This is a genomic window from Xanthomonas sp. F4 (genome assembly GCF_011761895.1).
On sequence record NZ_JAASQX010000001.1, the window covers coordinates 1,127,951 to 1,140,909 of the forward strand.

Annotated in this window: 11 protein-coding genes; 10 read left to right on the forward strand and 1 reads right to left on the reverse strand. The window is 70.9% G+C overall.

Annotated features, from left to right (window positions below; translation table 11 throughout):
- Positions 1 to 9: 9 nt before the first annotated feature.
- From prmB to FHR66_RS05090, 7 genes are all read left to right on the forward strand, one after another.
- Positions 10 to 936, forward strand: coding sequence for a 50S ribosomal protein L3 N(5)-glutamine methyltransferase (gene prmB, locus FHR66_RS05060; RefSeq protein WP_160970553.1), 927 nt, complete (start codon positions 10 to 12; stop codon positions 934 to 936).
- Positions 937 to 946: 10 nt separating this feature from the next.
- Positions 947 to 2,050, forward strand: a complete 1,104-nt coding sequence (aroC, locus tag FHR66_RS05065; RefSeq protein ID WP_160970551.1) for a chorismate synthase — start codon at positions 947 to 949, stop codon at positions 2,048 to 2,050.
- Positions 2,043 to 3,077 carry a 2-hydroxyacid dehydrogenase gene (locus tag FHR66_RS05070; protein ID WP_160970550.1) on the forward strand — a complete coding sequence of 345 codons (1,035 nt, stop codon included), beginning with the start codon at positions 2,043 to 2,045 and terminating at the stop codon, positions 3,075 to 3,077. The genes aroC and FHR66_RS05070 overlap by 8 nt, the downstream gene beginning before the upstream one ends.
- A gap of 103 nt (positions 3,078 to 3,180) precedes the next feature.
- The gene (locus FHR66_RS05075) at positions 3,181 to 4,206 is read left to right on the forward strand and encodes an aspartate-semialdehyde dehydrogenase (protein WP_160970549.1); all 1,026 of its coding nucleotides are present in this window, start codon (positions 3,181 to 3,183) and stop codon (positions 4,204 to 4,206) included.
- 485 nt (positions 4,207 to 4,691) lie between these two features.
- Positions 4,692 to 6,764 (forward strand): FimV/HubP family polar landmark protein, encoded by a 2,073-nt coding sequence (locus FHR66_RS05080; protein WP_456361742.1) that lies wholly within the window; start codon positions 4,692 to 4,694, stop codon positions 6,762 to 6,764.
- Between the two features lie 229 nt (positions 6,765 to 6,993).
- Positions 6,994 to 7,767: a tRNA pseudouridine(38-40) synthase TruA gene (gene truA / locus FHR66_RS05085; RefSeq protein ID WP_160970547.1), complete on the forward strand. Its 774-nt coding sequence runs from the start codon at positions 6,994 to 6,996 to the stop codon at positions 7,765 to 7,767.
- The gene (locus FHR66_RS05090) at positions 7,764 to 8,426 is read left to right on the forward strand and encodes a phosphoribosylanthranilate isomerase (RefSeq protein ID WP_160970546.1); all 663 of its coding nucleotides are present in this window, start codon (positions 7,764 to 7,766) and stop codon (positions 8,424 to 8,426) included. Before truA ends, FHR66_RS05090 begins: the two co-directional genes overlap by 4 nt.
- 61 nt (positions 8,427 to 8,487) lie before the next feature.
- On the opposite strand, the gene FHR66_RS05095 is transcribed toward FHR66_RS05090, so the two are convergent.
- Positions 8,488 to 9,381 carry a LysR family transcriptional regulator gene (locus FHR66_RS05095; protein WP_167087546.1) on the reverse strand — a complete coding sequence of 298 codons (894 nt, stop codon included), beginning with the start codon at positions 9,379 to 9,381 and terminating at the stop codon, positions 8,488 to 8,490.
- Between the two features lie 97 nt (positions 9,382 to 9,478).
- Between FHR66_RS05095 and trpB the strand changes: the two genes are divergently transcribed.
- From trpB to accD, 3 genes are all read left to right on the forward strand, one after another.
- Positions 9,479 to 10,696 (forward strand): tryptophan synthase subunit beta, encoded by a 1,218-nt coding sequence (trpB, locus tag FHR66_RS05100; RefSeq protein ID WP_160970544.1) that lies wholly within the window; start codon positions 9,479 to 9,481, stop codon positions 10,694 to 10,696.
- Between the two features lie 134 nt (positions 10,697 to 10,830).
- Positions 10,831 to 11,634, forward strand: coding sequence for a tryptophan synthase subunit alpha (gene trpA / locus FHR66_RS05105; RefSeq protein WP_167087548.1), 804 nt, complete (start codon positions 10,831 to 10,833; stop codon positions 11,632 to 11,634).
- 341 nt (positions 11,635 to 11,975) lie between these two features.
- Complete coding sequence (accD, locus tag FHR66_RS05110; RefSeq protein WP_160970542.1) at positions 11,976 to 12,863, forward strand: acetyl-CoA carboxylase, carboxyltransferase subunit beta; 888 nt, start codon at positions 11,976 to 11,978, stop codon at positions 12,861 to 12,863.
- Positions 12,864 to 12,959 lie beyond the last annotated feature (96 nt).

The window sequence follows — 12,959 nt, forward strand, 5'->3', positions numbered from 1 at the left end:
CCTGTTGCCATGACTGCCGACGCGGCCGCCGAACTCCACACGATCATCGACCTGATCCGCTACGGCACCAGCCGTTTCAACGCCGCCGGGTTGAGCTTCGGCCACAGCTACGACAACGCCCTGGACGAGGCCACGCAACTGGTGCTGCACGCGCTGCACCTGCCGCACGACCTCGGCCCGGCCTACGGCAGCGCGCGGCTCACCACGCCGGAGAAGGCGCAGGTGCTGGCGCTGTTCGAGCGCCGCATCGCCGAGCGCATCCCCGCCGCCTATCTCACCGGCGAGGCCTGGTTCGCCGGGCTCAGCTTCAAGAGCGACGCGCGCGCGCTGGTGCCGCGCTCGCCGATCGCCGAGCTGATCGAGGCCGGCTTCGAGCCGTGGCTGGCTGGCCGCCCGGTCGAGCGCGCGCTGGACCTGTGCACCGGTTCGGGCTGCATCGCCATCGCCATGGCCCACTACAACCCGAACTGGCGGGTGGATGCGGTCGACATCAGCGACGACGCGCTGAGCCTGGCCGCGGAGAACAAGGAGCGGCTGCTGGCCGACAACGTCGAACTGGTGAAGTCCGACCTGTTCGCCGGGCTGGGCGGACGCCGCTACGAACTGATCGTGACCAATCCGCCCTACGTCACCCATGCCGAGACCGACGCGTTGCCGCCCGAGTATGCGCACGAGCCGGAGCTCGGCCTGCGCGCGGGCGACGACGGCCTGGACCTGGCGCTGAAGATCCTGCGCGACGCGCCGGCGCACCTGAGCGAGGACGGCCTGCTGATCTGCGAGGTCGGCGAGTCCGAGCGCGCGCTGGCGCAGCTGCTGCCGGAAGTGGACTTCGCCTGGGTCGAGTTCAAGGTCGGGCAGATGGGCATCTTCGCGGTGGAGCGCAGCGAACTGCTGGAGCACCACGCGCGCATCGCCGCGCTGGCCGCGGACCGGTGACGCAAGCGATATGAGCGCGAACAGTTTCGGCACACTGCTGACCGTCACCACCTTCGGCGAATCGCACGGGCCGGCGATCGGCTGCGTGGTCGATGGCTGCCCGCCGGGGCTGGAACTGGACGCCAGCGAATTCGCCCACGACCTGCAGCGCCGCGCCACCGGCAAGAGCCGGCACACCTCGGCGCGGCGCGAGGCCGATGAGATCGAGATCCTGTCCGGGGTCTACGAGGGCCGCACCACCGGCACCCCGATCGGCCTGCTGATCCGCAACACCGACCAGCGTAGCAAGGACTATACCGACATCGCCCGGCAGTTCCGTCCGGGCCATGCCGACTACAGTTACTGGCAGAAGTACGGCATCCGCGATCCGCGCGGCGGCGGGCGCTCGTCCGCGCGCGAGACCACCATGCGCGTGGCCGCCGGCGTGATCGCCAAGAAGTGGCTGGCGCAGCGCTATGGCGTGCGCGTGCGCGGCTACCTGTCGCAGCTCGGGCCACTGCTGCCGCAGGGCTTCGCCTGGGAGGCGGTGGAGGACAACGCGTTCTTCTGGCCGCACGCGCCGCAGGTGCCGGAGCTGGAGGCGTACATGGATGCGCTGCGCAAGTCCGGCGATTCGATCGGCGCGCGGGTCACCGTGGTCGCCGATGGCGTGCCGCCGGGCTGGGGCGAGCCCATCTACGGCAAGCTCGACGGCGAACTGGCCGCGGCGATGATGAGCATCAACGCGGTCAAGGGCGTGGAGATCGGCGACGGCTTCGCCGCGGTCACCCAGAAGGGCACCGACCACCGCGACCTGATCGCGCCGGACGGCTTCCAGTCCAACCACGCCGGCGGCGTGCTCGGCGGCATCGCCACCGGCCAGCCCATCGTCGTCTCGGTGGCGTTCAAGCCCACTTCCAGCCTGCGCCTGCCCGGCGCCACGGTGGACGTGGACGGCCAGGCGGTGGACGTGATCACCACCGGCCGCCACGACCCCTGCGTCGGCATCCGTGCCACCCCGATCGCCGAGGCGATGATGGCGCTGGTGCTGATGGACCAGGCGCTGCGCCACCGCGCGCAGTGCGGCGACGTCGGCACGGTGACGCCGCGCATCCCTGGCGGTGGCGATGGCTGAGTCGCGGCCGCGGGTGTGGGTCAGCCAACCGCTGTTCGACGACGTCGTCGCACGGCTGGGCGCGCATTGCGCGCTGACCACCACCGCGGACGTGACCCGCTATTCGCCGCAGGACCTGGCGAAGGCGCTGGCGCCGCTGGACGGCGCCCTGGTCACCCTCAACGAACGCATCGGCGCCGCCGAGATCGCCGGCGCGCCGCGGCTGCGCGCCATCGCCAACGTCGGGGTCGGCTACAACAATCTGGACCTGGACGCGCTCAGTGCGGCCGGCATCGTCGCCACCAACACCCCCGACGTGCTCACCGAGACCACCGCCGATCTCGGTTTCGCCTTGCTGATGGCCGCCGCGCGGCGCGTCGGCGAGGCCGAGCGCTGGCTGCGCGCGGGGCAGTGGCAGCAGTGGTCGTTCCAGACCATGCTCGGCGCCGATGTCCACGGCAGCACCCTCGGCATCCTCGGCATGGGCCGCATCGGCCAGGCCATCGCGCGCCGCGCCGCCGGCTTCTCGATGCGCGTGCTGTACCACAACCGCAGCCGCCTGCCGGCCGACGTTGAGCATGCGCATCGCGCCGAGTACGTCGGTTTCGACGCGCTGCTGGCGCGCGCCGACCACCTGCTGCTGGTGCTGCCGTACAGCACGCAATCGCACCATGTCATCGATGCCGCCGCGCTGGCGAAGATGCAGCCGACCGCGACGCTGGTGAACATCGCCCGTGGCGGCCTGGTCGATGAGGTCGCATTGGCCGACGCGCTGGCCAACGGCCGCCTGGTCGCGGCCGGACTGGACGTATTCGAAGGCGAGCCGGCGATCCGTCCGGAACTGCTGGCGCTGCGCAACGTGGTGCTGACCCCGCACATCGGCAGCGCCAGCGTGGCCACGCGCCGCGCGATGGTGTCATTGGCGGTAGACAACCTGCTGGCCGCGCTGGGCATCGGCGCCGATGCCGGGCGCCCGCCCAATGCGCTGAACCTGGACGCGATCGCCGCGGCGGGCGGCGCGCGGGCGATCGCGGACAAAAAACGATAGGGAGCCTGCGGCCCTGTGCGCGGCGCGCACGGCAGGTTCCCCGAATCCAAGCGGCAGTGCGGCTGTTCCTCCCCTTTTTTCTTCCTGCGGATCGAATCCTTCCATGAGCAATGCAACCCGTCGTTTCAACGTCGCCGTCGTCGGCGCCACCGGTGCCGTCGGCGAAACCATGCTGAGCATCCTCGCCGAGCGCGGCTTCCCCATCGCCACGCTGTACCCGCTGGCCTCCGAGCGCTCGGCCGGCGGCCAGGTCGAGTTCAACGGCCACAAGGTCACCGTGCTCGACCTGGCGACCTTCGACCCGACCGGCGTGGACATCGCGCTGTTCTCCGCCGGCGGCGGCATTTCCAAGGAATACGCGCCGAAGTTCGCCGCGGCCGGCGCGGTGGTGATCGACAACTCCTCGACCTTCCGCTACGACGACGACGTGCCGCTGGTGGTGTCGGAAGTCAATCCGCACGCGTTGAAGAACCGTCCGCGCGGCATCGTCGCCAACCCCAACTGCTCGACCATGCAGCTGATGCCGGTGCTGGCGCCGATCCACAAGGAATACGGCATCGAGCGCATCAACGTGGCCACCTACCAGTCGGTGTCCGGCGCCGGCCGCTCGGGCATGGAGGAACTGGGCAAGCAGACCGCGCAGCTGCTGGCGTTCCAGGACATCGAGCCGCAGAAGTTCCAGGCGCAGATCGCCTTCAACCTGATCCCGCACATCGACGACTTCCAGCCCAACGGTTACACCAAGGAAGAGATGAAGCTGGTGTGGGAGACGCAGAAGATCCTCGAGGACAGCAGCATCCTGGTGAACCCCACCGCGGTGCGCGTGCCGGTGTTCTTCGGCCATTCGGAGGCGGTCAACATCGAGACCAAGCGCAAGATCACCGTCGAGCAGGCGCGCGCGCTGCTGGGTCAGGCGCCCGGTGTGGAAGTGGTCGACGAGCACAAGGCCGGCGGCTATCCGACCCCGGTGACCCATGCCTCCGGCAAGGATCCGGTGTTCGTCGGCCGCATCCGCGAGGACTTCTCGCACCCGCGCGGCCTCAACCTGTGGGTGGTGGCCGACAACATCCGCAAGGGCGCCGCGCTCAATGCGGTGCAGTTGGCCGAGCTGGTCGCGCAGGAGGGCTGAGATTCGGGAGTCGGGATTGGGGATTCGCAAAGCGCGGCGCAGCGCCGGCTGTTCCAGGGCTGCGTAGTGCGCGATGTCCCGGCAGACACGCAACGGCCAGTGGCGCACGCCCTGGCCGTTGTCGTGTCTGGCGTCCGTGTTGTGCTGCAAAGAGGGGCTGCGCTAGCGCATGTGGGCGCGATGATGACGGGCGCCCTCGTAGGAGCGGCTTCGGCCGCGACGGAGCGTTCCCGGTAAAGCCATCGCGGCTGAAGCCGCTCCTACAGGACGAGCGGCACTGCAGTGCTTGTCGGTCCCTGATCCCGCAAAGGGGGGCGCTCGCGTACCCCGCGCAAGCGCATTCCCCGCCAATGCTGTGCCCGCAACGAATCCCCAATCCCAAATCCCCACTCCCCGCTTCATATATATTGATGTACATGACTCCAAGGGGCAGGGGCGGGATGCGCCTACAACCACATTTGTTCCGTCGCCGCAGCGGCGATGCGGTGCCCGCAGCGCGCGGGTTGCGCCACGTCTGTCGCGCGGCCGCCGCGCTGCTGTTGCTGGCCTGCAGCCAGGCCGCGCTGGCGCTCGGCCTGGGCGATATCCGCGTGCTGTCCAAGCCGGGCGAGCCGTTCCTGGCCGAGATCCCGGTGATCTCCAACGAGCCGGGCGAACTGGAGCGGGCGCGGGTGGCGCTGGCCTCGCCGGCGACCTTCGCGCGGGTCGGGCTGGAGCGCCCGCAGGGCCTGGTCAGCGATCTGCAGTTCCGCTTCACCCAGACCCGCAAGGGCCGCGCGGTGATCCAGGTCAGCAGCCGCATGCCGGTCGAGGTGCCGTCGCTGAGCTTCCTGATCGAGGTCGATTGGGGCCAGGGCCGGCTGATCCGCGAATACTCCGCGCTGATCGATGCGCCCAACACCGCTGCGGCGATCGACGCGCCGGCGATCGATGCACCGGCCGCGGCGCAGCCGTCCGACCGCATCGCCCGCGACGCCTCCACCGCGGCGCCAACTCCGGCGGGCGCCGCCACGTCGGCGACGCCGAGCGCCAGGCCGGCCGCCGCGCCGCGTCCGGCGCCGGCCCCCGCGGCCGCACCCGGCGATGCGCTGGCGCCGGTGCGCGCCGGGCAGACCCTGTCGCAGATCGCCGGGCAGCTCGCGCGCGGCAACGGCCATTCGCTGGACCAGACCATGGTCGCGCTGCTCCGCGCCAATCCCGATGCCTTCATCCGTGGCAACCTCAACCTGCTCAAGCAGGGCGCGGTGTTGCGGACCCCGCGCGAGGAGGACCTGGCCAGCCTGGATGCCGCCGCCGCCGAGGCGGTGGTGCGCGAGCAGGCGGCGCAATGGCGTCAGGCGCGCGCGCCGGTGCCGCAACCCGCACAGGCGCAGCAGGACACGGCGACAGCACAGGCCGCAGCCAAGCCGGCCGCCGCAGCGCCGGCGGCGGCCGCGGCCGGCGCACGGCTGGAGATCGCGCCGGCGGTGCCGGCGACGCGCCGCGAGGCGGGAACCAAGTCCGGCACCGGTGCCGGCGACGAAGGAGACATGGTGGCAGCCCAACAATTGCAGCAGGCGCGCGAAGACCTCGCGGCACGCGATGCCGAGGTCCAGGAACTGCGCTCGCGGGTGGAACAGCTCGAAAAGCTCAAGTCCCAGCAGCAGCAACTGATCGCGCTGAAGGACAGCGACCTGGCCGCGGCGCAGAAGCGCCTGGCCCAGTCCGGGCAGGCGGCGCCGGCCGCCGCGGCCGCGCCGGCGCCGGCCAATGCGGGGTTCCCGCTGTGGCTGTGGGGCGGGGTGAGCCTGCTGGTGCTGGGCATCGGCGCCTGGCTGCTGTCGCGCCGGCGCAAGCCTTCGCCGCTGCCGTCGTTGCCGCGCGATGACGACGCCGCGCTGGCGGCGGGCGCCACGGTGCCGGTGGTCGCGCACCGCGACGTCGATGCGCCGGAACTGCCGCCGCTGGAACCCGCCGAACCGCTGGCCGAGGATGCCACGGCCGCCCGCGACGAGGAGGCATTGGCGGAGTGGGAGCGCCCCGACCACGCCGACCACGCTGCCGACGATCACGCCGATCACCACGTCGCGCTCGACGACGACGCCTTCGAGCGCGTGCTGGCGCAGCAGTCGATGCGCCATGCGCCGGCCGATGCGCCGCTGTCCGCGGGCAACGACGAGGTCCATTCCATCGACACAGCCGACGCCCGTCCGGAGCCCGCACCTGCCGCCGAGTCCGCGGCCGAGGCGGCCTGGCCGCAGCCGTCGCCGCTGTCCGCGGTGCCGAACGTCGACGCCCATGCCGACACCGATGCCGGCGCCGGCCGGCAGGAGCCGACCTGGCACCAGCCCGTCGTACCTGCGCCCGCACCTGCAGCACCCGCAGCACCCGCAGCACCCGCAGCGGCCGAAGCGTCGTCGCCGTATCCGCCGGCGGGCCGCGAGCGGCTGGAGCTGGCGGTGGCGTACATGGATCTGGGCGACAACGAGACCGCACGCACCTTGCTGACCGAGGTCGCGGCCAGCGGCGACCCGGCCGCGCGCGCCGAGGCGCTGCAATTGCTGGGACGGCTGGATTGATGGCGGCAGGCGGCGCGCGGCGCGCTCGCCGCGGCCGTCCGGCCTGGATCGGGACGGCCTTGCGGCAACGCGCCCGTCAGTGGCGGGCGAGCGCAGTTGCGCGCGCGCTCCCGGCCTGGCAGGGGTACTTCCGCTGCGTCTGCTTGTTAACAGGCACGCTGCGCTCGTCCTTTCGCGCGGCGACCGCACAGTACGTCCACCTCGATGGCGCACTGCAGTGGAGGTCACCATGCGCTACGCACTAGGCGTGGAATACGACGGCAGCGAGTTTCAGGGGTGGCAGCAGCTCGGCGAGAGCGGCGGCCCCAGTGTGCAGGCGACGTTGCAGGCGGCGCTGTCGTCGGTGGCCGACGCCCCGGTGAGCGTGGTCTGCGCCGGTCGCACCGATGCCGGCGTGCACGGCGAATGTCAGGTGGTGCATTTCGATTGCGACGCGCCGCGCCCGGCGCGCGGCTGGATGCTGGGCGCCACCGCGCGGCTGCCGCCCTCGGTGTGCGTGCGCTGGTGCGTGCCGGTGGCCGACGACTTCCACGCGCGCTTCTCCGCCCGCGCGCGCCGCTACCGCTACCGCCTGCTCAACCGCCAGGTACGCCCGGCGCTGTACCGGCAGACCCTGAGCTGGGAGCGGCGGCCGCTGCAGGCCGAGGCCATGCATGCGGCGGCGCAGGCCTTGCTGGGCGAGCAGGACTTCAGCGCTTTCCGCAGCGTGCAGTGCCAGGCGCTGCATGCGCGTCGCGAGCTGCAGTCGATCGCGGTGAGCCGCAGCGGCGAGCTGGTCGAGATCCAGGTCCAGGCCAATGCATTCCTTCATCACATGGTGCGCAATATCGTTGGTTCCCTTGTCATGGTGGGGACGGGCGAAAAGCCGGCGTCCTGGATTGGCGAGTTGCTCGCGGGACGCGACCGCCGCGTCGCCGGTCCCACGGCGCCGCCGCAGGGCCTGGTCTTCGTCGGTCCCCTCTATCCCGCCCACTGGACGCTTCCGGACGAGGTCACGCTATGAATCGCACGTTGTATCGCACCCGCATCAAGTTCTGCGGCATGACCCGCGCCGGCGACATCCGCCTGGCAGGCGAGTTGGGCGTGGATTCGATCGGGTTCGTGTTCGCCCATGGCAGTCCGCGGCGGGTGGCACCGGCCGAGGCGCGGGCCATGCGCCAGGCCGCCGCGCCTATGGTGGACGTGGTGGCGCTGTTCCGCGACAACCCCAAGGACGAGGTGCGCGAGGTCCTGCGCACGGTGCGTCCGACCCTGCTGCAGTTCCACGGCGACGAGGACGACGGCTTCTGCCGCAGCTTCAATCTGCCGTACCTGAAGGCGATACCGATGGGCGGCGGCGAGATCAACGCGCGCACCCTGCAGCTGCAGTTTCCCAATGCCGCCGGCTTCCTGTTCGACAGCCACGCCCCCGGCGAGAGCGGCGGCTCGGGCAAGACCTTCGACTGGTCGCGGTTGCCGACCGGCCTGCACCGGCCGTTCCTGCTTGCCGGCGGCATCACTGGCGACAACGTGTTCGACGCGATCATCGGCACCCTGCCGTGGGGCGTGGACGTGTCCAGCGGCATCGAAAGCCAGCCCGGGATCAAGGACGGCCACAAGATGCGCAAGTTCGTCGAGGAAGTGCGCCGTGCGGACTGCCACGAGTTGAACACCAACTGCTGAGCGCGGCGCCACGTCGCGGCTGAAGGCAGGCTGTCGTTGTGCAGCCTGCGCTGCGGCGCCGTCAGCGCTGCAGTTCCTGCGTCAGCCACTGCGCCAGCGCGTCGACCCGCCGATCCTCGACATCGCGGCGCGTGCACAGCGCCCACTGTCCGCCGGTTTCGACAAAGCCCCAAGGCGCCAGTAGGCGGCCATTGGCCAGATCGTCGGCGACCAGCGGTTGCGGCGCGATCGCCACGCCGATCCCCGCCAGCGCCGCTTCCAGCAGGTAGTACAGGTGCTCGAAGCCGGTGCCGTAGCGCAATTGCGCCGGCGCCAGTCCCTGCGCCTCGGCCCAGGCCGGCCACGCCTGCGGCCGCGACACCGTATGCAGCAGTGGCAGTTCCTGCAGCGCCGCCGGCGCGGCCGTGGCCAGTGCCGGCGCCTGCGGCAGGGCGGGGCTGAGCACCGGGCCGATCCGCTCCGGCGCCAGTACGCGGACCTGCCAGTCCGCCGGCCACGGCGCCTGGCCCAGCAGCAGCGCCGCGTCCAGGCCGTCCAGGTCGGCGGCGAAGTCGCCCTCGTGCGCGGACAGGTGCAGGGTCAGCGTCGGCAGGTCGCGCTGCAGCGCCTGCAGCCGCGGGATCATCCAGCGGGCCAGGATGCTGCCCGGGCAGCCCAGCACCAGCGCGGCCGGGCGCGCCGGGCGGCGTAGCTCCGCCACCGCCTCGTGCAGCTGCGCGAACGCGGCGCCGGCGGCCTCGCACAGGCGGGTGCCGGCGGCGGTCGGGCGGATGCCGCGGCCATCGCGCTGCAGCAGCGGCAACCCCAGTTCCTGTTCCAGCAGCCGCACCTGGCGGCTGACCGCGCCATGGGTGACATGCAGTTCCGCCGCCGCGGCGCCGACGCTGCGCAGCCGCGCGGCGGCCTCGAACGCGCGCATGGCGTTGAGCGAGGGCAGGCGGCGCGTGCTAGTCATGTGAGTTTTCCTGACGGATCCATGCAGACTTTATCGGTTTTTCTGCGAGAACGTGTGCGCTAAAGTGCTTGCCTGTCTTGTTGATCCCGGTTGCGCCATGTCCTCTGTCCCCGTCAGCGACTTCCATGCCTATCCCGACGCCGCCGGCCATTTCGGCCGCTACGGCGGTCGTTTCGTCGCCGAGACCCTGATCGGCCCGCTGCAGGAACTGGCCGCCGCCTACGACGCCGCGCGCCAGGATCCGGCCTTCATCGCCGCCTACGACAAGGACCTGACCCACTACGTCGGCCGGCCCAGCCCGATCTACCACGCCGAGCGGCTCAGCCGCGAAGTCGGCGGCGCGCAGATCCTGCTCAAGCGCGAGGACCTGAACCACACCGGCGCGCACAAAATCAACAACACCATCGGCCAGGCGCTGCTGGCCAGCCGCATGGGCAAGACCCGCATCATCGCCGAGACCGGCGCCGGCCAGCACGGCGTGGCCAGCGCCACGGTGGCCGCGCGGCTTGGCCTGGAATGCGTGGTGTACATGGGCGCCACCGACATCGAGCGGCAGAAGATCAACGTCTACCGGATGAAGCTGCTCGGCGCCACGGTGGTGCCGGTGCATTCCGGCTCGGCCACGCTCAAGGACGCGCTCAACGAGGCGATGCGCGACTGGGTGACCAACGTGCAGGACACCTTCTACATCATCGGCACCGTCGCCGGCCCCGATCCGTACCCGCGCATGGTGCGCGACTTCAACGCCATCGTCGGCCGCGAGGCGCGCGAACAGATGCTGCGCGACTACGGCCGCCTGCCGGACGCGATCAGCGCCTGCGTGGGTGGCGGCAGCAATGCCATCGGCCTGTTCCATGCCTTCCTCAACGATGCCTCGGTGAAGATCTACGGCGCCGAGGCCGCCGGCGACGGCATCGGCAGCGGCCGCCACGCCGCCTCGATCGCCGCTGGCCGTCCCGGCGTGCTGCACGGCAACCGCACCTACGTGATCTGCGACGACGACGGGCAGATCGTCGAGACCCATTCGGTGTCCGCCGGCCTGGACTACCCGGGCGTGGGCCCGGAGCACGCGTTCCTGGCCGACAGCGGCCGCGCCATCTACCAGGGCATCACCGACGACGAGGCGCTGGCCGCGTTCCACCTGCTGGCGCATACCGAAGGCATTCTCGCCGCGCTGGAGTCCAGCCACGCCGTGGCGCAGTCGATCAAGCTGGCGCGCGAGTTGCCCAGGGACGCGCTGGTGCTGTGCAACCTGTCCGGCCGCGGCGACAAGGACGTGCACACCATCGCCGCGCGCGAAGGGCTGACGCTGTAACGCTTTGCCCTTCTCCTGCGGGAGAAGGTGGCGCGAAGCGCCGGATGAGGGTACGGGCGCAGCCCCGTGCACTCACGTTCCCTTACCCTCACCCCAATCCCTCTCCCGCTGGGAGAGGGGCGCATAGGTCCCACATGAACCGCATCGCCGATACATTCGCCCGACTTGACTCCCAACGCCGCAAGGCCCTGATCCCCTTCCTCACCGCCGGCGATCCGTCGCTGGAGGCGACCGTGCCGGCGATGCACGCGCTGGTCGAGGCCGGTGCCGACGTGATCGAGCTGGGCGTGCCGTTCTCCGACCCGATGGCCGACGGCCCGACCATCCAGCGCAGCTCCGAGCGCGCGCTGGCGCGCGGCGCCGGCCTGCGCTACGTGCTGGAGACGGTCAGCGCGTTCCGTCGCGACGACGCGACCACCCCGGTGGTGCTGATGGGCTACCTCAACCCGGTGGAGATCCACGGCACGGCGCGCTTCGCCGAGGAAGCGGTGGCTGCCGGCGTGGACGGCGTGCTGCTGGTCGACCTGCCGCCGGAGGAATCGGCCGAAACTCTGGCCATCTTCGCCGAGACCGGGCTGGACCTGATCGTGCTGGCCTCGCCGACCACCAGCGATGCGCGCATCGACCTGTTGTGCGATGCAGCGCGTGGTTATCTGTACTACGTCAGCTTCGCCGGCGTGACCGGCGCCGACCGCCTGGATACCCGCGCCGCCGGCGATCGCCTGCGCCAGCTGCGCGCGCGCTGCGCGGTGCCGGTTGTGGCCGGCTTTGGCATCAAGGACGCCGCCAGCGCCAAGGCCATGGCGGTCGACGCCGACGGGGTGGTGGTCGGCAGCGCGCTGGTCGCGGCGCTGGCCGAGGCGACCAGTCCGCAGGCCGCGCGCGACGCCGCCCTGGCGTTCCTGACGCCGCTGCGGCAGGCACTGGACGCGGGCTGAGCCACGCCTGGTCTGTATGCGAACGCCCGCCTTGCGCGGGCGTTCGCGTTTGCGGCGATGCCGCATCCCGCTGTCCATGCGAATCCTGCGGCGCACGCATGGCGGCTCGGATGGCGCACACGGCCGCTGGTCCGGTCCGGTCGTCGCCTGCCCAGGGTGGCTGCGGCGACGCCGCAGGTCACGCGGTGGGTGAGGCGCGACAGGGCGCCCGGCTGGCGATCCGCGCCGATGCCTGCCGGCCTGGCCGCTCCATGCGCCACCGTCTGCAGGCCAGCGGGGGACCGAGTTAGACTGTCGCCCCTCTGCGGCTCTCGCGGCCGCCCAATGGATCGTCACATCGCATGAGTTGGCTCAGCAAATTGATGCCTTCGGGCATTCGCACCGACAACACGCCCAGCAAGAAGCGCAGCGTTCCTGAAGGTTTGTGGGAGAAGTGCCCCAACTGCAGCGCCGTGCTGTACCGGCCGGAGCTGGAGGAGAACCTAGAGGTGTGCCCGAAGTGCGGCCACCACATGGCGATCCGCGCGCGCGCGCGCCTGGCTGCGTTGTTCGACGCCGACACCGCGCCGACCGAGATCGGTGCGCGCCTGGGCCCGACCGACGCGCTCAAGTTCAAGGACCAGAAGAAGTACGGCGAGCGCATCAAGGCCTCGCAGAAGAGCACCGGCGAATACGACGCGCTGGTGGCGATGCAGGGCCTGCTCAAGGGCCAGCCGCTGGTCGCGGCCTCGTTCGATTTCGCCTTCATGGGCGGTTCGATGGGCTCGGTGGTCGGCGAGCGTTTCGCCCTGGCCGCGGAGACCGCGCTGAAGATCGGCGCGCCGTTCGTGTGCTTCTCCGCCAGCGGCGGCGCGCGCATGCAGGAAGGCCTGTTCTCGCTGATGCAGATGGCCAAGACCTCGGCCGCGCTCGGCCGCCTGCGCGAAGCCGGCCTGCCGTACGTATCGGTGCTGACTCATCCCACCACCGGTGGCGTGTCGGCCAGCTTCGCCATGCTCGGCGACATCAACATCGCCGAGCCGTACGCGCTGATCGGCTTCGCCGGCCCGCGGGTGATCGAGCAGACGGTGCGCGAGACCCTGCCGGAAGGCTTCCAGCGCTCGGAGTTCCTGCTCGAGCACGGCGCCATCGACCAGATCTGCGACCGCCGCGAACTGCGCGACCGCCTGTCCGAACTGCTGGCGCTGATGATGCGGCAGCCGACCCCGGCGAAAACGGAGGTGGCATGAGCGTTGTCAGCTTGCGAGTGCGGCTGCTTGTTGGACTCAACTGGCGACTGCAGCATTTCACGTTCACGCATCTTTGCGTTGTAACTCGCAAAGTTG

What these genes read in the sequence shown, in the direction of transcription:
- prmB (WP_160970553.1), top strand. Translation starts at nt 10, where the DNA reads ATGACTGCCGACGCGGCCGCCGAACTCCACACGATCATCGACCTGATC.
- aroC (WP_160970551.1), top strand. Translation starts at nt 947, where the DNA reads ATGAGCGCGAACAGTTTCGGCACACTGCTGACCGTCACCACCTTCGGC.
- FHR66_RS05070 (WP_160970550.1), top strand. Translation starts at nt 2,043, where the DNA reads ATGGCTGAGTCGCGGCCGCGGGTGTGGGTCAGCCAACCGCTGTTCGAC.
- FHR66_RS05075 (WP_160970549.1), top strand. Translation starts at nt 3,181, where the DNA reads ATGAGCAATGCAACCCGTCGTTTCAACGTCGCCGTCGTCGGCGCCACC.
- truA (WP_160970547.1), top strand. Translation starts at nt 6,994, where the DNA reads ATGCGCTACGCACTAGGCGTGGAATACGACGGCAGCGAGTTTCAGGGG.
- FHR66_RS05090 (WP_160970546.1), top strand. Translation starts at nt 7,764, where the DNA reads ATGAATCGCACGTTGTATCGCACCCGCATCAAGTTCTGCGGCATGACC.
- FHR66_RS05095 (WP_167087546.1), bottom strand. Translation starts at nt 9,381, where the DNA reads ATGACTAGCACGCGCCGCCTGCCCTCGCTCAACGCCATGCGCGCGTTC.
- trpB (WP_160970544.1), top strand. Translation starts at nt 9,479, where the DNA reads ATGTCCTCTGTCCCCGTCAGCGACTTCCATGCCTATCCCGACGCCGCC.
- trpA (WP_167087548.1), top strand. Translation starts at nt 10,831, where the DNA reads ATGAACCGCATCGCCGATACATTCGCCCGACTTGACTCCCAACGCCGC.
- accD (WP_160970542.1), top strand. Translation starts at nt 11,976, where the DNA reads ATGAGTTGGCTCAGCAAATTGATGCCTTCGGGCATTCGCACCGACAAC.